Here is a 23,741-nt window from a genome sequence, read left to right as displayed (position 1 = left end):
ACTCGCATGAAAGCTATGAGCAGCAGGGTTATTCATTGAACATCTCCATCGAGAAGGATTCGATAGAGGATTGATTTCAACATGTGGGAATAACTTCCGTGAAGAGTAGGGATTGCTTTTCATCCGTATTGCGCTGCAAGTTTCAGAGCAATTGGAGGGCATTCGCGTGAATTATGGCAATCTATCATGGACTGAAGTCTCGCGCATTCGCCAGGTATCTCGCATTCCATTCGATTATGCTTTTCTGATTGATCGTTCCGGCTCTATGAATGAACCGGGGTAGAAAACAGCTACCCCGAACCACTCTCGCCTGTACGCCCATCGAACTAAGCACGCCCACGAGCATGTTCTGTTACTGTGGCATTTGTGTTTGAAGAAGCCGGCTTTCCCATATTCGGCTTGCGCGTCAGCCAGAAGAAGATGCTGCCAGCGACAAGCAGATAGGCAGCGTACAAAAGTCCTTGCAGAACAGTTGGCGACTCCGCATACCCAAGGAACGTGTGCAGGATATCGCCAATGGTGCTATCTTCGCTGAGCAGCCGTGCCGTGTTCCAGATAGGAGTCGTCCCAATGTGAATCCAGCCCAGCGCCTGCATATTCTGAACGGCATCACCAAGCAGCCCGGCGGCAAAGATGATCAGGAGAATGCCCATCACGCGGAAGAAGATGCGAAAGTCGAGCCGGTACCCCAGACGATAGATGAGGAAACTCAAACCCAGGGAAGCCAACAAACCAAGCAGCGCCCCAATCAAGAGCAGCAGTCCGTTGGTCTGAAAAGCGAATGCCAGCGTGAAAACCGCGGTCTCAAGTCCTTCTCGACCGACTGTTGAAAAAGCTAGCAGGCCAAGCGCGAAGCCAGAACCTGCCGCGCTCGCCTTCGCTGTGATCTCGCGTTTCAGCGACCGGCTATGCTTTTGCATCCAGAAAGTCATCGAGGTCAACAGCACCACGGCCACGAGATAAGTAATCGTCTCGAAAACGGCCTGGAATGTCGATCCATCATAATTACGGATAGTTATGTAAAGAGCAAGACCACCGAGGAGCGAACCGAGGATTGCCAGCCCTACACCTATCCACACGGCACGGGCTTTTTGTGTTTGACCAAGCTGGCGTAGAGCGGCGAAAAGAATACTGACAATCAGGCTAGCCTCTAGCCCTTCACGCAAAAAAAGTACAAACGTTGCAATCATGAACGACCTTCACTTCTTCCAGGGGCACCGTGGATATGTCCCTCGTCATATTTTAATTCCGAGTTTGTCACTCAGATATTAGCATAGCCTAATATGAAAAGTCAAGATGAAGTAATCACAAAAGCATCAAGATTTGATCAACGCGTCACCCAGATTTTAGCGGCTACGGCCTTACTAATGCAAACATCTCGTCCATCCACCTGCAACAAAAAGGTTTCTGTCGCATTATCATTCTCGCCGCTCGCGCTCTCCTCGGATTGAACGATCAATGTCGTTCCCGGCGTCAACCCCTTTTCATGCAAGTACAAAATCAGGGCCTCTTCATCCTCGACGACTTCTGAGATGCAGAGAATGGTCGCCTTTTCGCCCGCTTTGATGGTAGATAAACGCACGGCACCACGATCTTTGAGATAGGTACGCGCCGCTACCTGCCCCGGAATAGGGTTGCCATGCGGGCAGGTGGTTGGATTATGCAAACTGGCGATGACTCGCGCTTCGACGGCGCCCGATATAAAGTGTTCCAGGCGACAGGCCTCTTCATGCACCTGGTGCCACTGCATGCCCAGCATATCGACCAGGAAGCGTTCGGTCAGGCGGTGGCGGCGCAGTACGGCTTCGGCAGCCTGGTTGCCCGCCTCGGTCAGCGTGACCACGCGCTTATTATCCATCTCGATATATCCATCTCTCACCAGGCGCTTGAGCATTTCAGTGACGGTGGGAGCCGAGACCTTGAATTTCTCTGCCAGGCGGGCGCCGATCACTACCTCATTCTCCACGCTCATATTGTAGATCGATTCCAGGTATTCTTCGACTGTGGCGCTCAGTGGTTCTTCTGTCTTCATTGCTTGCGCTCCTGCTATTCGCTAATTCCGACTGTGCAACCAGGATTTTAGCACCCTTTGCAGCGGAGCGTCAAGGGAACGCGACGGGCTTTTATGGCATTGATATCCATCAATTCAAGCTCCGTCAACAACATTCCGAATGTATCTGATGAAAAATACGCCAATCACATGGACATGTGTCGATTTGGCAGAGGTCTATAGTGGGAGAAGAAAGGAAGGAGCTACTTCATGGCAACCATATCTGAGCAACAGGCAAATACTTTGCCGGCACGTGAAATAGAAATACAGGAACGGCGCGAACAGCAGGCACCAATCAGCAAACTTCGGCTTCACGTGTCCAAACAGGCCGTGCTGCTGCTATTCACTGCGGTTTTGCTGTTTGGTTCCATCATAGTTTCTAGCGGCCAACCTAACGCGTTGGCGGCAAACCCCGGCCCAGGAAATGGGTGCAGCTGGTATCGAATCCAACGCGGTGATACGCTGACAAAGATAGCCTGGCGCTACCACACGTCTATCTGGACGCTTGCGCGCGTTAACTACATTTGGAACGTCAATCTGATTATTGTTGGGCACGAACTCTGTATTCCCTATCGCCTGGGAAGTGGCTATGGATCAGGCGGAACGGCGAGCGGTCTACTAGCCAATGGAGTCGTGCGCTGGTATGACTATAACGCCTTACAATGGTCGACCCGCCCACAGGTTGTTTCCTTGCTACACCGCGCCGCGAGTATCTACCATTTACCCTCGAACCTGCTGCTGGCGATTGCCTGGCAGGAAAGCGGCTGGACGCAGCACGTGATTGCCTGGGATGGCGGCATTGGTGTGATGCAGCTCATGCCCTACACGGCCCAGAGCATCAACGCGGGAACCGGTATTCGACGCGATCCCTATCTCCTGTGGGATAATATCAATCTCGGCGCGACCTACCTGCGCTGGTTGTGGAACGGCTTCCACGGCAACCTCTACGATATTATTAGCGCCTACAACGAGGGTGGCTGGGCCGTTATTCATCGCGGCATCTTCAACTGGCGCTACGTCAATAATGTGCTGGCCCTGATGCAAAGATTCCGCTACACCTGATAGTATTCCCCGCACTTTCTCACCTCGCTTTTGAGCGTGAAAAGTGTCGTTCTTTCTACCTGGCCGCGTGACGTACTGATCTACGCTGCGCGGCCAGGATTTTTATGCATATGCAAGTGGTAAATGCCCCAGGTTCTGTCTCAGTCCAGCGAGAAAAACCGCTCGCTTTCTTGCATCACATCCATTGATCGGAATATGCTTCTTTCTGGTGATAATGCCCTATGAAGTGCCTCTGGTCACAACAAGGTGATGAAAAAGGGGAGATTTTACTTAGCCCTGGCGTAACTCTCGCCCGTAAGGCGCTCAGCCATCAGATTTGGTACAATCAAGAAGAACTCTGAACGAAAAGCAGCATCTATCACATCATTCCGGTACGCTAAGGAAAGGGGATTTCTATGGCAAATGAAGCTTCGCATTTTGCGAACGTGTTGGATTATATAGGACACGATGTCCTCGAGCAACTCCGCGTCGTGCCTGAGCCATTGCTCAATCAACCACTCGCACTGGAAGACACAAATACACTTTTTGCGCTTGCCACTCATCTCGTTGGATCAGGCGAAGATTGGGTACTGGTACGAGTTGGAGGACGAACGATTGCGCGCGACCGCCCGGCAGAGTTTCACGCGACCGGCACACTGGAAGAACTGACGACGCGCTACGAACGCTGGATCGCCGCTGTACATGAGGTGCTGGATAGTCTGCCAGATGAAGAGATGGAGCGCATCGTCCAGGCGCATCCTACTTTCCTGGTTCGAACTTCCAATTCGCCTACCACGGTTCGTGATTGCCTGCTACATGCAGTAGCACATTGCGCCTTGCATCAAGGGCATATCCAGCTTACATGCCAATTTTTGAGCCAGCAGAAGTAAGGCCAGCTTTCAATTGCCAAAGTTGCGATTGATTTGAACACAGATTTTACGCTCTGATTCACAGCTTGCCATGAAAAAGCCCTCCTCGCATGTCATTCTGAGTGCAGCGAAGAATCTGCAAGGAGCCAGATCGATCAGGGGCTTGCTTCAGATTCTTCGCTGCGCTCAGAATGACAGGTCCGAACTGGCTTTCAGTGGCTTGCTATTGTAGATAATCTCCCCTATAATCGGCATGAGTTTAGAACTGTTAGAGGGAGGACTTGCTACCATGTCTCAACCTAGAATGCTAACGGGAGACAGGCCAACGGGAAAGCTGCACCTGGGTCACTATGCCGGCACATTAAAAAACCGCGTCCGGCTCCAGCATCAATATGAGAGCTTTTTTCTGATCGCCGATGTGCATATGCTGACGACAAAACATATGCCGGAGCATATTCGCGAAGCCGATGCACACGCACATGACCTGGTTCTCGACGCCATCGCCGCAGGCATCGAGCCAGAACACGCGACTTTTTACCTGCAATCGGGTGTTCATGAGATACACGAGATGTATACGCTCTTTCAGAACCTGGTAACAGTTTCCCGGCTGGAGCGCATTCCAAGCCTGAAGGACATGGCAAGGGATGCGAATATCGAGATGCCCTTTGGATTGCTGGGATACCCTGTCCTGCAGGCCGCGGATATTTTATGCGTAAAGGCGAACGTGGTTCCTGTGGGAAAAGATAATATGGCTCACGTTGAGGTAACAAGGGAGATTGCCAGGCGTTTCAACACGCTGTATGGAGAGATTTTTCCCATTCCCGAAGTGATTGTCGGAGACGTACCCACGCTGGTGGGCATCGATGGGCAGGCAAAGATGAGCAAGAGCCTCAATAATGCCATCTTTTTGAGCGACACTCCTAAAGAGGTTGAGCGCAAGGTGATGCGCATGTATACCGATCCCAACCGGATACGAGCCGATATTCCAGGTACGGTAGAGGGCAATCCCCTTTTCATTTATCATGATGCCTTCAATTCAAATCTCGAGGAAGTGGAAGATTTGAAAACCCGCTACCGGGCCGGTACAGTGGGCGATGTCGAGGTCAAGCAGAAACTGGCAGCAGCCCTAAATGCGATGCTTGAGCCGATGCGCGAGAGGCGAGCAGCTTATGATATACCAGGAAGGATTGAGGAGCTTATCTACAATGGCACACTACGGGTAAGAGAAGAGACGAAGAAGACGCTCTATGAGATGCAAAAGGCGATGGGCTTCACAGGGGTGTGGAACCGGATTCGACGTAAGGCTGAGAAATATGCTGGGAAGACTGATCGAGATAGCTCGGAAGGCTGATATAATTTAATTTTAAAGGAGACTTTATCTTGACTGATCTACTTAATACATCATCCTCAAAAGATACGCCTGCACGCACGCGCTATGCACCCAGCCCAACCGGGTACCCGCACATCGGCAACCTGCGCACTGCTATCTATTCTTATCTTGTAGCACGTCAGAGCGGTGGGCAGTTCATCTTGCGCATCGAGGACACCGACCGCAGACGCTACGTCGAGGGGAGCCTGGCAGCGATCAAGGATTCACTCGAGTGGCTGGGATTGGATTACGATGAAGGTCCGGATATCGGTGGGCCATACGCTCCCTACACACAGAGCGAACGCCTGGATACCTATAAGAAATATGCAGAGCAGCTTGTTGAACGCGGGAAGGCCTATTATTGCTATTGCAGCCAGGAACGGTTGGAAGCGGTCAATAAGGCGAAAGAGGCGCAAAAATTACCAACCGGCTATGATCGCCACTGTCGCTATCTCACGGAAGAGGAACGCGCGCAGAAGACCGCGGAGGGGATCAAGCCTGTCATTCGCTTTGCTGTCCCGCTCGAAGGTACGACTACATTCACCGATGCTCTGCGTGGTCAAATTACCATTGATAATGCCACGCTGAATGATCGCATCCTGCTCAAATCGGATGGCATGCCGACCTATGAACTGGGTCATATGGTGGACGATTACCTGATGAATATTACCCATGTCATTCGCGGGCAAGAATACATACCGAGCATGCCCTTTTATGTGCTATTGTACCAGGCGCTGGACTTTCCCATGCCGGTAGTGATACACGTGCCGCTTATTCTCAATCCGCCGGGCAAGGTGGGTAAGTTGAGCAAACGGGACAATGCTGTATCGGTTGTGGAATATCGCGAAAATGGCTATATCGCGGAGGCGCTGGTTAATTATCTCGCGCTGATGGGCTGGAGCTACGACGATCATACGGAAATTTTCTCGATGGAGGACCTGATCGAAAAGTTCAATATCTATCATGTGCATGTGGCATCCGCGAAATTTTCGCCAGAGAAGCTGGAGTGGATGAATGCCTACAACATTAACCACATCCTGACGGAAGATGATTTCGCTCGCCGCAGCATTCCGTTCCTCGTCAGCAGCGGTCTTATCAGCCAGGAATATGCCCAGGACGAGTCTCACTTTGAATATATCAAAGCCGCCTGCGCTCTGGCCAAAGAAAAGGCCAAAACCCTGTTGGATGTCGCGCCAGAGATCGAGTTTGCCTTTGTTCAGGCCGAAAGTCTGGATTATCCGCTCGCTGACCTGCTGCGCAGAAACGATGGTCCGGCAACTGTGGCCAATATTCTGGAAGCAATCGCACAAGTGATGCGGGATATCCCAGAGGCAGCTTTCACACATGATGGACTATATGCGGCCTTCGCCGCAGTCGCCGAAAGCATGGGACTGAAAGTGGGACAGGTACTGTGGCCGCCGCGCATCGCTTTGACCGGCAAGACGAAAGGACCCGACATTATTGCCGCGATGATGCTACTGGGGCGCGAGGAGACGATCCGAAGGCTGGAACTGGCAAAGCAGAAACTGATTTGAGAGCATTTCCAAAAATCTTGACATATCACAAAACCACCAGTATACTTTGTCCATACACAACAGAACACTGAAAGCGACGAACAGGAAGAGTAGATGACCACGCAGAGGTCCCAGAGAGCCGGTAGCGGTGAAAACCGGCCCGATGCAGTCGTCGAATGGGCCTGGAAGTAAAGAGCGAACGTTCTTTTCAGTAGGGAACCAGTAGGACTCTTGCGGAATGTCCACCGTTATTGAGGACAGGATATACATCTTCGACACCAGGTGCTGAAGATTGCGTATCTGGCAAAGAGGGATTACCCATGCTATGCGGGAAGTTCCATGGGTAATCTGAATGAGGGTGGTACCACGAAAGCTTTACGCCTCTCGTCCCTGACAAGGAATGAGCGGCGTTTTTTTATGACATTTTACAAGTATAGAGAGGTGAAATGATGTCTATTGAAATGAGCCAGGCTAAGAAAACTGAACATGCCGGGGCTGCTGAAAATGCGCCGGTGAAAAAACGTGTGTTTTCCGGCATACAGCCGACCGGCAACCTGCACCTGGGCAATTACCTGGGCGCTATTCGTAACTGGGTGGAAACGCAGGCGCAGTACGATAACATCTTTTGCATCGTTGATCTGCACGCCATCACGCTTCCGATTGATCCGAAAGAACTGCATCAGAGCGTGCGCCAGCTGGCGGCATTGTATATTGCGTGCGGACTCGACCAGCGGTATTGCCACCTGTTCGTCCAATCACATGTGCATGAACATGCCGAGATGAGCTGGATTATGGAATGCTTCACGCCCATGGGCTGGCTGTCGCGCATGACGCAGTTCAAATCGAAAGCCGGTGAGCAGATGGATTCGGTGGGAACTGGCCTCTTCTGCTACCCGGTGCTGATGGCCTGTGATATACTGCTATACCAGACGAACTATGTTCCTGTAGGTGATGACCAGCGACAGCACATTGAGCTGACGCGCGATCTCGCGCAGCGGTTCAACAGCCTGTATCGCCAGCAAGTATTCACCATTCCAGAGGCACAGATTCGCGAGGTAGGCGCGCGCATCATGTCTCTGGATGACCCGACACAAAAGATGAGCAAGAGCGACCCGAATCCAAATTCTCGCATCAACCTGCTTGACGATCCTAAGACCATCAAGCAAAAAATTGGTCGAGCGACAACCGATTCCCTGCGGCTGGTGGCTTTCGACCCTGAGCGCCCCGGCATCACCAACCTGCTCGGCATCTATCAATCGCTGACAGGGCAATCGGAGCAGGAGATTGAAGCAGAATTTGCCGGCAAGGGTTATGGAGATTTCAAGGCCGCGCTCACTGAGCGCCTGGTGGCAACGTTGTCACCCATCCAGGCCCGCTACAAAGAGCTGATGAACGACCAGGCCGAGTTGGAACGCATTCTTCGTCAAGGGGCAGACGAGGTGCGTCCAATGGCCCAGGCTACGTTGCAGCACGTCAAAGATGTAATCGGGCTGGGATGAATTAATAAATATCGTAACCATTGTAGTTCTAAGGGTCATGAATCCTTGAGAGGAGCGAACCATGCCTGACAGCGTTCACACCAAGTATCTTTTGAACGAAAACGAGATGCCGCGATCCTGGTACAACATTGCCGCGGATTTACCTCGTCCCCCCGACCCGGTGCTGCATCCCGGCACCAGGCAGCCCGTCACGCCCGATGACCTGGCCCCGCTATTTCCGATGGCGCTGATTATGCAAGAGGTGAGTACGGAGCGTTACATCGAGATTCCGGAGCCGGTACGCCAGGTCTATATGCAGTGGCGGCCCAGCCCACTGTACCGCGCGCGGCGACTGGAAAAGGCGCTGGATACGCCCGCGCGTATTTACTACAAGTACGAGGGAGTCAGTCCTGCCGGCAGCCATAAGCCGAATACGGCAGTGGCACAGGCATTCTACAACAAGCAAGAAGGGGTCAAGAAGCTCTCGACCGAGACAGGCGCGGGACAGTGGGGATCGGCTCTGGCACTGGCAGGAGCGTTCTTCAACATGGAAATCGAAGTCTTCATGGTGAAGATCAGTTACCAGCAGAAGCCGTATCGCAGAAATATGATGGAAGTCTACGGGGCTACCGTTCATGCCAGCCCAACCGATTTAACGGACGCGGGACGCAGCGTGCTGGCGCAGGACCCCAACAACATGGGCAGCCTTGGCATTGCCATCAGCGAGGCGGTTGAGGTGGCAGCCAAAAGCGGCGGAACAATCAAGTATTCGCTGGGCAGCGTCCTGAACCACGTGTTGATGCATCAGACGATTATCGGCGAAGAGGCCCTGCTCCAGATGGAACGCGCAGGCGATTATCCTGATATCGTGATTGGCTGCACAGGCGGCGGTAGCAATTTTGCCGGGCTTGCCTTCCCATTTATTGGCGAAAGGCTGCGCAAAGGGCTGAAGACGCGTTTCCTGGCCGCCGAGCCGATGGCCTGTCCCAGCCTGACCAAGGGCGTGTATGCCTATGATTTTGGCGATACGGTGGGAATGACCCCGCTGGTCAAGATGCATACCCTGGGCCATGATTTCCTGCCTCCTGGTATTCACGCGGGCGGCCTGCGCTATCATGGCATGGCACCCCTGGTTTCGCTCCTGCACGATGAGGGTATTATCGATGCGCAGGCCTATCACCAGATCGGCGTCTTCGATGCAGCCGTACAATTCGCGCGCGCCGAGGGCATTATCCCAGCACCGGAGTCGGGCCATGCTGTAAAAGCAATGATTGATGAGGCTTTAAAGGCGAAGGAAGCGGGAGAATCGAAAGCTATCCTGTTCAACCTGTCCGGCCATGGCCACTTCGATATGGGCGCCTACGATGCCTACTTCTCCGGCAAATTGCAGGATTACGAGTATCCTGAAGAGGCTGTAGCCGCCGCATTGCAGAGGATGCCGCAGGTGGTGTAAAAAAATGGCCTGGGCGGTTTATTGCCCAGGCCATTTTTTGTAAACATTCTACTATATCCTTAACCTACCGTAAAACCAACTCGCGTTCCCTCTCTCGATGAGCAGCCATGGCCGCGTGTTCATCGGAAATCTCTTCCAGTGAGCGCTGGTTCGGCTCCGGCAACAGGAAGATGGTCAGCAGGAGACCAACAAACGAGACCACTGCCGCGGCTGCCATCGCTCCCGGCAGATTGAAGAGGCTGAGGAGGTAAGGAAAAGCAAAAGCTCCGATAAAGGCTCCAACTTTCCCAAACGCGGCAGCAATGCCATGCCCCGTCGTCCGCACCATCACCGGAAAAATTTCGGCAGGATAGACAAACGTCGTTACATTAGGGCCAAACTCGGTAAAGAAGTAGCTTACTCCATACACGAGAAGGAACGGCAATGTAATCGTCGTCAGGGCAGGAGCGACGGCGAGCAAACCATAGGCAAGCGTCATCATGCCAAAACCAACGCACTGTATCCACTTGCGTCCGAGGCGATCAATCGTCAAGGCCGCGACGATATAGCCTGGCAGCGCGGCCACCACAAAGATGGCAAGCGTATAGAACATATTCGTAATCAGGTTCGCGTGAGGGTTAAGTGCCCTGAGAACTAAGGGACTGGAAATGGTCGTTCCGTAATAGGCAACGTCTAGCAAGAACCAGGCACCCGCGGCCCCTATCAGCCAGCGTAAGTACCGCGGCTGGAGAAGCAGGTACAGCCACTTTCCATTGGAGCGTGAAGGAGCTGAACTCTTCGTTTCTGAGCGCGCGGAACCATTTTTTCGCTGGTTCGCTCTATTCGAAAGTGAGCTACTCGTCTTGCCGTTCTGCTTTCGTGTCACCATATCAATGGTGCGGGAAGCAGTCTCGGCATCACCCTGCATCGTCAGCGCAAAGCGAGGGGTTTCCGCGATTTGCCGGCGCAGATAAAACGTTGCAAGCGCCGGAACTGCTCCTAATGCCAGCATGATGCGCCATGTCAGATCATGATTCAGTCCAGCAAGCAGGAGAAAAATGGCAACGAGCGGGCCAAGTATCAGGCCAAGCCCCTGCATTGAGAAAACCATTGTGATTAGCTTGCCACGGTCGCGCCGGTTGGCATACTCGCTCATCAATGTTGCACTGAGCGGATAATCGCCGCCGATTCCCAGGCCAAGGATAAAACGGAAGATCAGCAGCCAGACGATATTTGGGGCAAAAGCTGAGGCAATAGCGCCAAGCGCCAGGACGATCAGCGTAAATCCATAAATTGAGCGGCGGCCCACAAAATCTGCCAGTCGCCCGAAGAGGAGCGAGCCAAGGGCCGCGGCAATCAGTGATGTGCTGGCAAGCAATGATGTTTCAAGTTTCGTCAGATTCCAGAGTGGAGTTAGAATCGCCAGCACGACGCCAATGATAAAAAGATCATAGGCATCCGTAAAAAAACCCATGCCGGATGTCAGCATGGCTTTGAAGTGAAATCCTGAAAGTGTACTTTCGTCAAGCGCAGACAAAACAGATTTATGGGCATCCTCAACACCACCACGAGCAACGCTGCTCCCATGTATTCCTTCACTATGCATATTCTGGTAAGCTCCTTGCTTAAGGGATATGTTCGTCATGTAAAACCTTACAGTTAAAGCGTATCGCCTTGATGTTAAGCGACTGTTAAATGCCGGTTAATTGACTGTTATCTCCAGGTTAATATTTGCCTAGAAAAGGGCGAGGACGATCTCGAAAGTCTAGAGAGTCTAAAGGCTGAAAACACTTTGTCCAAAAGTACATGCATATGTCTTGCTTTCCAGGCATCAAACAAAAAAGAGGGCATCCTTATCGGATGCCCTCCAACGCCCTACGCTATTCAGGCCATTCTAAGATGTTGGCCTATTTGGCCTCAATTCGCCTCGTACCGGATCATGTCTGCATGAACAGCCTGTTATCTCCTCTTACTTTTTATGAGGGAGCGCTTCAGCTCGATTTAACAGGCTATGTGCCTGGGCAATCAGCTTCTGCACCTGCGCAGCCGGTGGACTGAAGGAGTAGTTCCCGCCGAATTCAGCAGACTCCAGGATCGCAATCATCTGAGCCGCGATTGCGTTACGCACATTGGTAATGGAGATGAGCTGGTTTTCGAGCGACGTGTATGTGCTATCGTTGGGCGCATTACTCTCTAGCGCAACCGTAGAAATGCCCAGGGTTGTCAGTCCAAGCGTTCCGACAGGCGCGTTGATCTGCTTATATGCCTGCGCCAGCAACGTCAACGCCAGCAGATTATGCTGCACGGCAGGAGGCAAAGCCCAGGGCTGGAGTACTTCGAAGAGAACGCGCCCATCATGGGAATAGTCATCCTTCAGGCCGAGTAACTCCATCATAGTGGGACGCACGTCGGTATGATCCGACCAGACTGTCCTATTGACCCCCATCGTGCGTACCCCCGGCCCAACCATACCCAGCCAGGTCGTATTGATATCCGGGGACACATCGCCGTGATTCCAGGCAAATTGTGGATTAATCTGGACGCATGGAGACGAACAATCTGGAGAGCCTGCAAACAGGAAGTAATTGGGATTGGCAAACATGGTGAATGTCGGCGTTCGCGCGGGATCGGCCGTAATCATATGCAGCAGATTCATTTCTACCGGATCGGCCAGATAGTTGGTTAGCGTATCTGTCTGATTCGTATAGGGATTCACTGCCGTCAACTGGCCCGTGGCGCGTTCGAATGGGCGGGTTACAGTCTCGTCGTTGCGTGCAGGATTACCTGTGATATAGATGTTGGGCGCGGAGTCGGAATGGACTTTGAACGGCGTTGTAATACCTTGCTCCGTTGCCAGCAGACCTGCCATGTTGGTATTGATCTCACCGATCTGGCTGTAGGTACAGGGGATATGCACGCCATCACAGTTTGAAGGACTGGGTGGGCCACCCACAAAGTGATCGCCCTCGTCAGCAGTAAACACGAACAGTGTGTTGCTCGAATTGATGCCATCATTGGCCAGTCGCGTGAAAAACTTGTTGAAGGCATCATCGTAAGCTGCAAGCGCGGCAACATAGCCTGCCTGACCTGGACCATAGGCCGGCCCGTTGGGATGGGCGTCATGGGCATCGGAGATGTAGGCATAGGTGATGGGAACACCATGTTCCTGCATCGCGGCAACATAGGCCAGCGAGACAGAAGCGGACATGCCATCGAAGCCGGGGAAGCCGATGTGTCCTTGAGGGTCTTGAATGATATTGCCATCCAGGTCTACCATCGGCCCATTGGGACTGATCTGCGGCGCAACGTACTTGTTGCCGTAGAGAGCCATGTAGTTCGAGTAGCCACCAGGCTCGTTGGGCAGCACATCAGGCTCGCCAGTATTGGCGGAAGAACATAACGCATTTCCTTGCGCGCAGTGAATGCCAATACCGACGAAATCAGCAAAAGCCTGTCCAGGATTCTGCTGTACCTCCTGCTCCTGGGGAGAGTTCGGCCCGAATACAGTAGGAATATCGGTTGCAATGTTCTCCAGCACCATATTCGCTGTCGCCACACCGCCAAAATTACAGCCAGCCCGCGTATATGGAACCCAGGGCGCCGGGGCATTCAGCCCATTTGCCGCCAGCATGTTATAAGTGGTATCGCTCTGATGCGGCGGATTGCTAGGATCGTAAATTGGATCGGTCCAGTAGGCAAAGGAAACACCGGGATTAGTCGTGCCATCTGGATTATAATAGCGGAAGCTGTTGCTGATGGGTACGCCGTGACGATCACCGTACACGCCCGTCAGCGTGGTCAAAATATCCGTTGCCGTGTGGGCAATGAGCGGAGTGTGGTGATTAGAGAGCAGGACGCCATTGTTCTCAATAAAGTTGAGGAGATGGGGCATCTGCTCTAGATCGGACGGAACGTTCGGATTATCACGCGTGAAGTGCGTGTTATCGAACTGGATGTAAATAACGTGCTGAATGGCGCCGTTCGGCGAGTTCAACTGGCAGCCACCTGCTGCGCGGACGACTGAAGGCGAGCGCAATGTCTGCGCCGACCCCAGGCTCAGCAGCGTCGCCACTAGCAGAAACATACCTACCACACGCACAAAAGGGGATCGCCAGGACCTGGTCACAAGGTGCATAGTTCCTCCTCTGTAGAGACCCCGAAAGTGGTCTCGCTCAAAAGCATTAAACTAAGAAGCGACAACACTAGAGCGGACAGGTTATAAAGGAAGTTCCCCCGGGCTACGATGAAGACAATCATATGGCACAATTGCCGGAAGAATGTCTTCACCGGGAAGTATAACATATTTCTATGAAAGGATGTTTATCTGTACCACTCCCCGGAACATATCTCGTCAAATTTTCTTTAAGAGGCGTAAAGAGGACCTATCCCGCTCTTCTCCTGCGGGCCGCCAGGTAGACGTGACCGGCACCAAGCACAAAGACTATCCCGGCAATAGCATATAGAAGCGCATCGCTGTTTCTCACACCCGCCAACACGAATAATATGCCCAGAAGGAAATATCCGATGGCAACGATGATGAACAGGTTGCGCGCCAGTGTATTTCTCTTCATTTGCTTTCTCCTCCAGGTTTTCCGTCATTAAAGTGGTATAATTACGCTCTTCATTCTACGACATGAGCCAATAGATACATCGAATCTCTGCCGCTATCAGGATTGGATACAATATAAATCTGATGTTTGCCAGTCCACCCCAACCGATGTATAATCTGTGTGATCAAAAGGAAGCTGATACCTTCCCAAGACGTAGCTCAATCAAACGAACAAAAGGATAGAACATACAAATATGATCACGTTGCCACTCATATTGTTCATCGTGATGGCGGAACTGGCGGTCGGAGCATTTGGAGTGCTGTTCGCGCTAGACTGGCGCAACCAGGTTAAACGTGGCTTCCTCATCACCTATGGCATTATTTACCTGTTCTTTACGGGTCTCACCTATTTGTTCCAGCAGAATTTTTCGACGGCGGTCCTGCTCAACACGTTCGTGCTGCTCGACCATTCCTGGACAGGCTACCTGGCTCCGACGCTGCTGCTGTTCCTGATCCTCATGCTGCCATATAATCTTTTCCTGTGGATGGATAAGAAGGCCGGGATCGACGGCAAGGCCAAACACGAAGAAGGTACAGAAACACCTGACCGGCTGTCAGTAATCCGGTTGCTGCGCATGATTAGCGGCATACTGGCAACATTGGCCGGGTTGGCGACCATTCTGGTCATGGGCATGATCTATCGACCGCTGGCCGGTTCAGGAATCGCGGAAGCCTTTACGGTTGCCGGTTTCTTTGCCGCTATGCTTGCGCTCGGTGGAGTTTTGACGGCGATGTGGCTTGGTCACTGGTATCTCGTCACCCCGGCGCTTTCGGAGAAGCCATTGCAGTTCGCGGCACGGCTGGTATTGATCGCCGTGCTGGCTCAGGTAGTCTGCTTCGCCTTCACCACCGGCTTTGCTGGTACAGCGGCGGCTCAACCCACCAGTACCACAACCTCGACTACTCCGGCCACTTCTACTCCATCGGTGCATGCTGTAACTCCGGTGCCTGGGGAGGTCAAACCGGTAGGAGCGCCGCAGGTTGCGCCTCTAAGTACCGATGCCATTAGCTGGCTGCACATCCTGGTGAGCTTTGTTTTTCCGCTAGTGCTACTCGGCTTCATCTTGAAACTGATTCACGACCGCTCGTTCCAATCCGCCACAGGCATGCTCTACCTCGTAGTTGTACTCACGCTGGCGGGCGAGGCAATGGCACGCGGATTGTTCTTGATAGGACTGCAATAAGCATGACGAGTTCATTCCAACCCGAAGTGGGCACAGTCCCGGTCAACGGCACAAAGTTGTACTACGAGGCGCTGGGCGAAGGCCACCCGCTAGTTCTCATCCACGGTGGGTTTATGGACAGGAGGATGTGGGATGACCCCCGGCTTTTCAAGGATGCGGACAAACTCGAAAAAGATATCGCGGGAGCCAGGCGAGTGACGATTCCCAGAACCCATCATATGCCCAACATGGAAAAGCCGGTGGAATTCAACGCCATTGTGCTTGATTTCCTTGCCCGGCTGTAAAGTATTGTTGTAGCCATGCCAGTTTAGAAAAGTACGATCCGGTACTGCCTACTTCATTGCAATAGAGGTTTTTATGCCTGCCCTCCCAGGCGCAGTGCCTTCTCGCGCTCCTTCAGCACACGGCGCAGAATTTTGCCGGATGGCACCTTCGGAATGGCGTCGATGAACTCGACCTCTTGCAGCTTTTTGTAGCCGGCCAGTTTGCCGTTGACGAAGGCGATCAGTTCTTCGCCGCTGGCACTATGACCCGGACGTAGCACGACAAAGCCCTTGGGAACTTCACCGGCTTCATCATCAGGTACGCCAATCACTGCCGCGTCCAGCACGGCGGGATGCTCCAACAGAAGGGCTTCCAGTTCCGCGGGAGCAATGCTGAAGCCCTTGTATTTGATCATCTCCTTTTTACGGTCAACGATGTAGGTATAGCCATCTTCATCGACATGTCCAATGTCGCCGGTGTAGAGCCAGCCGTTACGCAGCGCGCGCGCCGTCTCCTCGGGCGCTTTCCAGTAACCTTTCATCACCTGCGGGCCGCGAATGATGATTTCGCCGTCCTCGCCCACCGGCAGTTCATGCTCGCCCGTCTCGATATCTACGACTTTCTGCTCCGTATTATGTACCACCACGCCTACGCTATCCATGCGCATCAGTTCTGGAACCACCGGCGTGAGATGCGAATCGGGCGAGGTTTCCGTCAGTCCATAGCCCTGTACGACAGGAATGCCTGTCTTTTCCTGGAACCTGCGCGCAAGCTCCATCGGTAGAGGAGCGGCGGCGGACATCAGAAGTTTGACCGTCTTCATCTCGTGCAGGTCGAGAGGAGCATTAACGAGCGCATTGATGATCGGTGGGACGGCAAAGAACCATGTGACCCCATGCTTCTCACACAATTCCAGCACCGTTGCCATATCAAAGCGTTCCAGGATGATTTGTGTCGCGCCCGCCGCCAGAAAGCTGCCGGTCAACAGCACACCATAGATGTGGTAGAGCGGCAGGAAGATTATCGTCGAATCGCCGGAATGGATGCCCGACGCCGTTAAGAATTGCCGGTGATTGGTGGCCAGGTTGCGGTGTGTGAGCATGGTTCCTTTGGGAAAGCCAGTGGTACCAGAAGAGTAGGGCAGGGCCACCAGGTCATCGCCATCGATCTCGACCGGCTCTGGACGTTTCGGTGACGATTCGCGCAGCAGCTTCGCGAAAGGAATGGCTTGCGGCATCTCCTCAGGAACCGTCGCACCCGTAACGATGATGTGCTTGAGATGAGGAAATGCCTTCTGGCCCATGACAACCTGGAGTAAGGGCAGCAGTTCGCGCTGGACCAGGATTGCTCTGGCCTCTGAATCTTCTAGCTGGTAGCTAATCTCGCGTTCCTTATATGAAGGATTCATGGGAGTACTGACTGCTCCGATGGTAGCTGCCGCGTTAAAGGTGATGGTATACTCCGGGCGATTCAGCGTGAAGAGGCAGATATGATCACCCTTTTTCAAGCCCAACCGCAAGAGGCCGTTGGCGATGCAATTGACCATTGAGACGACCTCGCGATAGGTCAGGATGAGGTCGTGGAAGATGATGGCCGGGCCGTCGGGATTGCGTTCGGCTGCCATGCGCAAGAGGTGATCGTAGGGTATATCGGGAAAGTCTACCGGTGGTCGAAAAAGTTCAGGTGCAATCATTTTGTGCGACATTGCGAGGTCCTTTCCGAAGTTGACAGCCGATGCCACAGGTCATTCCTGGTGTATGACCTGTGGCATCGATTATGTTATTCTTGCCTTCCGGCTCGTAGCGCCTTTTCGCGCTCTTTCAATTCGCGGCGCAGGATTTTGCCGGATGCGACCTTTGGGATGGCATCGATGAATTCGATCATGTGAATCTTTTTATATCCGGCCAGTTTCCCGTTGGCAAAGGCCAGGATTTCTTCAGGCGTGGCACGGTGACCCTGGCGTATGACGACAAAGCCCTTGACCAGTTCTCCAGCCTCGTCATCCGGTACGCCGATGACGGCAGAATCCATAACCGCGGGATGCTCCATCAGCAGGGATTCCAGCTCCGCGGGAGCGATGCCAAAGCCTTTGTACTTGATCATCTCCTTTTTACGGTCAACGATGTAGGTATAGCCATCTTCATCGACATGACCGATATCGCCGGTGTAGAGCCAGCCATTGCGCAGCGCCCGCGCCGTCTCCTCGGGCGCTTTCCAGTAACCTTTCATCACCTGCGGGCCGCGAATGATGATTTCGCCGTCCTCTCCCACGGGCAACTCGCGCTCGCCCGTCTCCAGATCAACAATCTTCTGCTCCGTATTATGTACAGGCATACCGACGGCATCGATACGGACGAATGCGGGATCGCCGGGTTGGGCATGAGTTAGTGGCGAGGCCTCAGTCAATCCATAGCCCTGCACGACTTGAATACTGGTTTTGCCTTGCAGCTTGCGTGCGGGGTCCATAGGCAGCGGCGCGGCGCCTGAGAACACGTACTTGACGGTCTTCATTTTACTGAGGTCAATGGGAGCATTGGCAAGCGCAAGAATGATGGGTGGCACCGCAAAGTAGTAGGTCACCTTATGCTTTTCGCACAGTTCCAGCGATTGCAGCAGGTCGAAGCGTTCCATTATCACTTGCACTCCGCCACAGGCCAGAAAGCTGCCGGTCAGCATGACACCATAGATGTGGTAGAACGGCAGGAAGATCAGGGCTACATCGTTGAAATTGGTGCGCAGGGCAGTGGTAAATTGCAGGTTATTGCTGACAAGGTTGCGATGTGTAATCATGGTTCCCTTGGGAAAGCCGGTGGTACCTGATGAATAGGGGAGCGCAACGAGGTCATCGCCATCGATCTGAACCGACTCTGGTCGTTTCGGCGACGATTCGCGTAACAGTTTGGCAAATGGTATCGCATCTGGCAAACCCTCGGGAGCTTTATCGCCCGTGACAATGATATGCTTGAGGTTGGGCAAGGAATGCTGGGCCAGAACGGTTTCCAGCAGCGGCACAAGTTCTCGCTGGATCAAAATAGCCTTCGACTCCGAATTTTCCAGTTGATAGGCGATCTCACGCTCTTTGTAGGCCGGGTTCATCGGGCTGACAACCACTCCAATCGTGGCCGCGGCAATGAATGTAATCGTATATTCCGGGCGATTGGTGGTAAACAGGCACATATGATCGCCCTTTTTCAAGCCCAACTGCAAGAGGCCGTTGGCGATGGAGTTGACCATCGAGACCACTTCACGGTAGGTCAGGATGAGATCATGATAAATAATCGCCGGGCCATCAGGATTGCGCTCAGCGGCCATGCGCAAGAGGTGATCATAGGGAACGTCGGGGAATTCTACGGGTGGACGAAACAGTTCGGGTGCAACCATTTTCTGGGTCATGCCTGAGTCCTTTCTATCTCAACATCGAGTATGCTACGAGACAGTACGGCAGCGAGTAAACATAGCCCTGCAACGCCTGACTACATTTGATAATGTGTAGCATACTCCAGTCAAGTTATAAGGTCAAGTACAATTATGGCAGCTTGCTTCCTTTAACGGCCGTTAACATGACAATGTTACAATACTACATGAAGCTAACGAAAAGAATGCTGGATAAACGGAAAGGCATTTGATGAATATTCGTATGGAAGCGGTCAGCGAATACTGGTCAAACAAACAACTGCTGCCCACATTTCAAACACCGGAACATCTCGATGTTTATGATATCCGCAGCGCAGCACCTGAGGTGCAACGAACGATCACTATGTTAACAGGGCTTATCAATCGAAGGCAGCCCTGCGTATACCTCATTAGTAGGGAGCAGGATAACTTCTGGCTCAATGAAGCACTGGCATCCGTCTCACGCACACCCTCTTCCACAAGAGGTAACGATATCCTGGATGCCCTACTGAAGACCTATCGCGAGCGCATCCAGGGCTTGATCATCTATAATCCCAACTTTATCGATAGCGTCAATATTGCGATGATGATGGCGGGCCAGCAAGATGGAATAGTTGTAACTCCCGACCAGGCAGCACAATTGCAACAAGGCCCCTATAACCTGCCTGTGCTGTCCGATTTACGAACCTTTCATTGGAAAAATCGTCTGGAAGCCTATCATTGGGCATTCCGTAACTTACGCCAGCACGCCTCACCTCGCATTATAGCGGGCCTTAATCCTGCTATGACAGGCTCATTACAATCATTCCTGGTCGCGACACGCGCCTTCGTCTACTGGTTGGACGCCCGTCAATTTTTCCCTGACTTCATGCAGGGTTTGCTTTCCGAACACTGCCTGATGAAGCGCATTTTCAAATCATACGCCCCCGGCGCTGTTCACCTCGGCTGGTTTATTAGCGAACCCTTTGGCGTGCGGCTGACCTCACAAGCCGGCTTACCGGTACTGGCCTCCGATCTTTTCAGCAACCTCGAGGTCATGTTGAGCGTCCCAGGTACACAGGATAGACAACCGTCTTCACAGGCTTCCGCCCGGATAACGGTATCGCCACCAAATCCCAATACTACGTTATCGAACGAGCAAGGGAATAAGCCAAAAACCTACGTTTCTTTCACCATGAGCGATGGTGATAATATTCAATACATGCAGAATCGTATGCTGCATCTCTGGCACGATCCGGCTCGCGGCACTATACCGCTTGGCTGGACGATATCACCCCTATTGATGCAAGCGGCTCCGGCAATGGCGGCATATTATTTACGCACGGCTACAGCCAACGATGAATTTCTGGCCGGGCCAAGTGGCGCTGGTTACATGTATCCCTCGCGCTGGCCGAAAGAGCAGTTGCCAGCTTTTCTGACACATACTGGCCGGTTGATGCGAGAGATGGATCTGACTCTGCTCGAAGTACTCGACGCCGGCTTGATACAGGACCTGGCGCTCGTCAATAGAGGGCTGCAACAACGCTTTGTAGAAGCGCTTGCACCATACGGTCTAAAGGGTATACTCAGCGGCAGCGGATTACCTCGATGCAGGTGGAAAACAATCTCAGGCGTACCAGTCTATCAAAACCTCGGGCTTGCCGACAGTGCCGGTAAAACCGTAAAATTGATTCGCAATGCTTCCCGCAGTTCAAAATTTCTCAATGTCTACGTTTTCGCTTATAAAATGGCACCGTCTGACCTCAAACAGGTGATGCAACAACTCGGCAACGATTACACGGTGGTCACGCCAGGGAAACTGCTATCAATGATTACCGGAGGAAAAGATTAATTGAAGCAGGCTTCTTACGCCAGTCTTGCAGCGGGTACTTATCGTCTTGCGCGGGGCATCCGTATTGCAGGCGATTACGCCGTTTGTGAGTATCCACTGCGCGCAGTACGACTGAACGAGACGACCAGGCAGCTATTATCACTCTGCCACAAAGGACGCACCCATGAGGAGCTGGCGGCTCAGATCAACCTTCCAATCAAGCGTATTGAGGCTCTGTGCAAGCAATTATACTGGAAAGGCCTGCTGGATGCAGGACCGTATACGCTGCCCGCAACATGGCCGGAAGTTTCGATCATTATTCCCACTCACAATCGTGCAAACCAGCTTGAGCGCTGCCTGCGCTCCCTGCTTGCCCTCGAATACCCGGCTTCTCGCCTGGAAGTCATTGTCGTCGATGACGGCTCAACTGATGGCACCGGCACGTTGCTACAACAACTTGCGCCGGTATTTTCTGATAGGGGCAGCAGGTTGCGCGTTGTGCATCACACGGAAAGGCTGGGAGTAGCAACGAGTCGTAACAGCGGCGCGGAACTGGCACAATCGGAACTGCTCGCTTATATCGACAGCGATTGCGTAGCCTCTCCCTGCTGGCTGGCGGAACTGGTTCCCGCCTTTCAAGATGCTGCGATTGGAGCAGTCGGCGGCATGATCCGCGCCTATGAAAGAAAGAGTATGCTGGGGCGCTACGAGGATGTACGTTCTTCGCTATTTATGGGCGCAAGGCCACAACAGGTGCAACCAGAAGGCCCCATTCCCTATCTGTCAACTGCCAATCTGCTGGTGCGCCGGGAATTATGGAAACAGATTGGCGGCTTCGGGCGGCTTACCTTTGGTGAAGACGTAGATTTCTGCCGCCGCCTGCTCGCATCGGGATCGCGAATCCTGTACCTTCCATTAGGAACGGTCTATCACGATTACCGCACTTCGATGAAGGCATTTCTACAAATTCACGCCGCGTATGCCTCATCGGAAGCGACATTATTGCGGCGCCATCCAGACGAGAGGCGCATCCTTGTGCTGCCGCCCGAGCAAGCGATGTTTGCCGGGCTGGTTTTGGGGGGGATATGGGCTTTTCTCCTGGCAATTTTCAGGACGGGATTTAATACAGTAATCTATAGGCTCCTGTTCATCCTCGCCATCTTGCTTACTCTTTCTGGCACGCGAAACCGTGTGAAGCAAGTGCGCGCACGCCGGCTTCCTATCGGCCCGCTTACGCTTTTACGAGCCATTCTCCGCGGGCACCTGGCGTATACTTACCACCTGTGCAGACATTTGACACGCTATTATACGCTGCCTCTTCTCACCGCGGGACTGCTGTTGCCGCCATTGATTCTGTTGGTGGCTATCATGTGTGGCATTGTTATCGGAGTCGATTACGCACGTTTAAGGCCGCAGATGGGCCTGGGACGATATGCGCTGTGTTCTCTACTGGATGATTGTGCTTACGAGGTTGGCGTGCTGCTCGGCTGTATCAAACAGAGAACGTGGAAGCCGCTGGTGCCGGTCATCAGGCGCAAAAATCCGACAGCGGGGTCATTATAACAGCACACACTCCGGGTCCTTGATCTGGAGGCTCTGATGCACAAACCATTTGGTGGCGGGACACCCACCGTGACAAACATTGTACTGGCCGCATCCAGAGCAAGCCCCGCCACCCATATTGCGATAGAAAGCAAACAGCGCCGAGCGATTCCAGATATCCTTGAAGCTGTGCTCATGCAGGTTGCCGGCCTCAAACTCCGGGGCCTGGAAAAAAGCGCAAGGATACACTTCGCCTTCGGGACAGATGCAGCAGGTGGCTGTCGCGGCCCCACACATATCAAGCCCGGCGAGCTTGTTGCCAAAGGCGTTCAGGTGAAAGAACGAATCGGCGGTTAGTACATCGGGATGCACAGCAAGCCAATCCGCGAAATCCCGGTATTGCTCGCGCGTGGGATGCAGTTCGGCCCATACATCCTGACCCCGGCCAGAGGGTCGCAGGCGTGTCACCCGCAGTTTGGAGTTGAAGCCTGTCGCGATTTCATAAAGCCGGTCAAGTTCATCGAAGCTATAGCGTGTCAGAACGCTATTGATGGTCAGGCTGAGATTCTCTGCCGCCAGCAATTCGAGGCCGCGCACGGCCCGTTTGAAGACGCCCTCGCCACGAATGCGGTCATTGGTCTGTGGTGTGCCCCCATCCAGGCTGACTTGAAAATAGATCGGCTCCAGCTGTGCCAATCGGCGGGCGCGATCCTGGGTTACCAGCGTCCCATTGGTGCTGACACACATGACAAGACCACAGTCCCGGGCATGTTCAAGCACCTGCCAGATACCATAGTACATGAACGGTTCGCCACCACCAAAGTGTATCTGGAACACCTGCATTTCGGCCAGTTCGTCGACGAGCGCCAGGGATTGCTCCGTGGTCAGCTCTCGCGGACGGCGGCGGCCCGATGACGAAAGACAATGCACGCACGCAATATTGCAGGCAGCAGTGATCTCCCAGGTGACGGTGATGGGCGCTGAAAGCCCGCCTTGCAGGAATCGCTGCGAGCCACGACCCTTTTTCTGTGGTATAGTCTCCCCCGTCTGCTGCATGGCCGAAAGAGCATGTGGATGCACAGTACCGACCGCTCCAGCCAGTTGATCATTCAAGCGAGATTGTCGTCCCAGAAAATGTACAGGTTCGGCCATGTGGAGAACTCCTTTCAAATACTGCCCGTGATGC

19 protein-coding genes are annotated in these 23,741 nt (G+C 53.1%); 11 read left to right on the top strand and 8 right to left on the bottom strand.

Annotated elements, in window-relative coordinates; translation table 11 throughout:
- The first annotated feature begins 112 nt into the window (after positions 1–112).
- Positions 113–283, top strand: a complete 171-nt coding sequence (locus tag VFA09_16630) for a hypothetical protein (GenBank protein ID HZU68903.1) — start codon at positions 113–115, stop codon at positions 281–283.
- 43 nt (positions 284–326) lie between these two features.
- Here VFA09_16630 and VFA09_16625 read toward each other — a convergent pair whose 3' ends face one another.
- The gene (locus tag VFA09_16625; protein ID HZU68902.1) at positions 327–1,190 is read right to left on the bottom strand and encodes an FTR1 family protein; all 864 of its coding nucleotides are present in this window, start codon (positions 1,188–1,190) and stop codon (positions 327–329) included.
- A 137-nt stretch (positions 1,191–1,327) separates the two neighbouring features.
- A complete protein-coding gene (locus VFA09_16620) occupies positions 1,328–2,032 on the bottom strand; it encodes a metal-dependent transcriptional regulator (GenBank protein HZU68901.1) in 705 nt (234 codons plus the stop codon).
- 228 nt (positions 2,033–2,260) lie between these two features.
- Between VFA09_16620 and VFA09_16615 the strand changes: the two genes are divergently transcribed.
- From VFA09_16615 to VFA09_16590, 6 genes are all read left to right on the top strand, one after another.
- Complete coding sequence (locus VFA09_16615) at positions 2,261–3,112, top strand: transglycosylase SLT domain-containing protein (GenBank protein HZU68900.1); 852 nt, start codon at positions 2,261–2,263, stop codon at positions 3,110–3,112.
- A gap of 395 nt (positions 3,113–3,507) precedes the next feature.
- Complete coding sequence (locus VFA09_16610; GenBank protein ID HZU68899.1) at positions 3,508–3,981, top strand: DinB family protein; 474 nt, start codon at positions 3,508–3,510, stop codon at positions 3,979–3,981.
- Between the two features lie 268 nt (positions 3,982–4,249).
- On the top strand, positions 4,250–5,311 hold the full coding sequence (gene trpS / locus VFA09_16605; protein ID HZU68898.1) for a tryptophan--tRNA ligase: 1,062 nt from the start codon (positions 4,250–4,252) through the stop codon (positions 5,309–5,311).
- 29 nt (positions 5,312–5,340) lie between these two features.
- Entirely contained in the window at positions 5,341–6,864 is a 1,524-nt protein-coding gene (gene gltX, locus VFA09_16600) for a glutamate--tRNA ligase (GenBank protein HZU68897.1), read from the top strand.
- Between the two features lie 425 nt (positions 6,865–7,289).
- Entirely contained in the window at positions 7,290–8,342 is a 1,053-nt protein-coding gene (trpS, locus tag VFA09_16595; GenBank protein HZU68896.1) for a tryptophan--tRNA ligase, read from the top strand.
- Between the two features lie 61 nt (positions 8,343–8,403).
- Entirely contained in the window at positions 8,404–9,774 is a 1,371-nt protein-coding gene (locus VFA09_16590; GenBank protein ID HZU68895.1) for a TrpB-like pyridoxal phosphate-dependent enzyme, read from the top strand.
- Positions 9,775–9,838: 64 nt separating this feature from the next.
- Here the strand turns inward: VFA09_16590 and VFA09_16585 are convergent, their stop codons facing one another.
- The 3 genes from VFA09_16585 to VFA09_16575 all read right to left on the bottom strand — a co-directional run bounded on the left by VFA09_16585 (position 9,839) and on the right by VFA09_16575 (position 14,324).
- A complete protein-coding gene (locus tag VFA09_16585; protein ID HZU68894.1) occupies positions 9,839–11,359 on the bottom strand; it encodes an MFS transporter in 1,521 nt (506 codons plus the stop codon).
- A 363-nt stretch (positions 11,360–11,722) separates the two neighbouring features.
- On the bottom strand, positions 11,723–13,888 hold the full coding sequence (locus tag VFA09_16580) for a hypothetical protein (GenBank protein ID HZU68893.1): 2,166 nt from the start codon (positions 13,886–13,888) through the stop codon (positions 11,723–11,725).
- Between the two features lie 247 nt (positions 13,889–14,135).
- On the bottom strand, positions 14,136–14,324 hold the full coding sequence (locus VFA09_16575; GenBank protein ID HZU68892.1) for a hypothetical protein: 189 nt from the start codon (positions 14,322–14,324) through the stop codon (positions 14,136–14,138).
- A gap of 232 nt (positions 14,325–14,556) precedes the next feature.
- Between VFA09_16575 and VFA09_16570 the strand changes: the two genes are divergently transcribed.
- Positions 14,557–15,546 (top strand): hypothetical protein, encoded by a 990-nt coding sequence (locus VFA09_16570; GenBank protein HZU68891.1) that lies wholly within the window; start codon positions 14,557–14,559, stop codon positions 15,544–15,546.
- A gap of 2 nt (positions 15,547–15,548) precedes the next feature.
- Positions 15,549–15,830 carry a hypothetical protein gene (locus VFA09_16565; GenBank protein ID HZU68890.1) on the top strand — a complete coding sequence of 94 codons (282 nt, stop codon included), beginning with the start codon at positions 15,549–15,551 and terminating at the stop codon, positions 15,828–15,830.
- Between the two features lie 71 nt (positions 15,831–15,901).
- On the opposite strand, the gene VFA09_16560 is transcribed toward VFA09_16565, so the two are convergent.
- Both VFA09_16560 and VFA09_16555 read right to left on the bottom strand, forming a co-directional pair.
- Entirely contained in the window at positions 15,902–17,515 is a 1,614-nt protein-coding gene (locus tag VFA09_16560) for an AMP-binding protein (GenBank protein ID HZU68889.1), read from the bottom strand.
- A 74-nt stretch (positions 17,516–17,589) separates the two neighbouring features.
- Positions 17,590–19,203 (bottom strand): class I adenylate-forming enzyme family protein, encoded by a 1,614-nt coding sequence (locus tag VFA09_16555; protein ID HZU68888.1) that lies wholly within the window; start codon positions 19,201–19,203, stop codon positions 17,590–17,592.
- Positions 19,204–19,435: 232 nt separating this feature from the next.
- On the opposite strand from VFA09_16555, the gene VFA09_16550 reads away from it, so the two are divergent.
- On the top strand, positions 19,436–21,034 hold the full coding sequence (locus tag VFA09_16550) for a GxGYxYP domain-containing protein (protein ID HZU68887.1): 1,599 nt from the start codon (positions 19,436–19,438) through the stop codon (positions 21,032–21,034).
- Complete coding sequence (mftF, locus tag VFA09_16545; protein HZU68886.1) at positions 21,035–22,576, top strand: mycofactocin biosynthesis glycosyltransferase MftF; 1,542 nt, start codon at positions 21,035–21,037, stop codon at positions 22,574–22,576.
- Here the strand turns inward: mftF and mftC are convergent.
- Positions 22,571–23,707, bottom strand: a complete 1,137-nt coding sequence (mftC, locus tag VFA09_16540; protein HZU68885.1) for a mycofactocin radical SAM maturase — start codon at positions 23,705–23,707, stop codon at positions 22,571–22,573. The two genes, mftF and mftC, sit on opposite strands and share 6 nt — an antisense overlap.
- Between the last annotated feature and the right edge of the window lie 34 nt (positions 23,708–23,741).

Source organism: Ktedonobacteraceae bacterium, from assembly GCA_035653615.1.
In the GTDB taxonomy this organism is placed as follows: Bacteria; Chloroflexota; Ktedonobacteria; order Ktedonobacterales; family Ktedonobacteraceae; genus DASRBN01.
Note: the sequence above shows the minus strand (reverse complement) of the source record. Positions and strands in the feature narration are given on the sequence as shown.

Bases quoted from the DNA above. Each gene is read 5' to 3' on its own strand.
- VFA09_16625 (HZU68902.1), bottom strand. From the start codon at position 1,190: ATGATTGCAACGTTTGTACTTTTTTTGCGTGAAGGGCTAGAGGCTAGC.
- VFA09_16620 (HZU68901.1), bottom strand. From the start codon at position 2,032: ATGAAGACAGAAGAACCACTGAGCGCCACAGTCGAAGAATACCTGGAA.
- VFA09_16615 (HZU68900.1), top strand. From the start codon at position 2,261: ATGGCAACCATATCTGAGCAACAGGCAAATACTTTGCCGGCACGTGAA.
- VFA09_16610 (HZU68899.1), top strand. From the start codon at position 3,508: ATGGCAAATGAAGCTTCGCATTTTGCGAACGTGTTGGATTATATAGGA.
- trpS (HZU68898.1), top strand. From the start codon at position 4,250: ATGTCTCAACCTAGAATGCTAACGGGAGACAGGCCAACGGGAAAGCTG.
- trpS (HZU68896.1), top strand. From the start codon at position 7,290: ATGATGTCTATTGAAATGAGCCAGGCTAAGAAAACTGAACATGCCGGG.
- VFA09_16590 (HZU68895.1), top strand. From the start codon at position 8,404: ATGCCTGACAGCGTTCACACCAAGTATCTTTTGAACGAAAACGAGATG.
- VFA09_16585 (HZU68894.1), bottom strand. From the start codon at position 11,359: ATGCATAGTGAAGGAATACATGGGAGCAGCGTTGCTCGTGGTGGTGTT.
- VFA09_16580 (HZU68893.1), bottom strand. From the start codon at position 13,888: ATGCACCTTGTGACCAGGTCCTGGCGATCCCCTTTTGTGCGTGTGGTA.
- VFA09_16575 (HZU68892.1), bottom strand. From the start codon at position 14,324: ATGAAGAGAAATACACTGGCGCGCAACCTGTTCATCATCGTTGCCATC.
- VFA09_16570 (HZU68891.1), top strand. From the start codon at position 14,557: ATGATCACGTTGCCACTCATATTGTTCATCGTGATGGCGGAACTGGCG.
- VFA09_16565 (HZU68890.1), top strand. From the start codon at position 15,549: ATGACGAGTTCATTCCAACCCGAAGTGGGCACAGTCCCGGTCAACGGC.
- VFA09_16560 (HZU68889.1), bottom strand. From the start codon at position 17,515: ATGTCGCACAAAATGATTGCACCTGAACTTTTTCGACCACCGGTAGAC.
- VFA09_16555 (HZU68888.1), bottom strand. From the start codon at position 19,203: ATGACCCAGAAAATGGTTGCACCCGAACTGTTTCGTCCACCCGTAGAA.
- VFA09_16550 (HZU68887.1), top strand. From the start codon at position 19,436: ATGAATATTCGTATGGAAGCGGTCAGCGAATACTGGTCAAACAAACAA.
- mftC (HZU68885.1), bottom strand. From the start codon at position 23,707: ATGGCCGAACCTGTACATTTTCTGGGACGACAATCTCGCTTGAATGAT.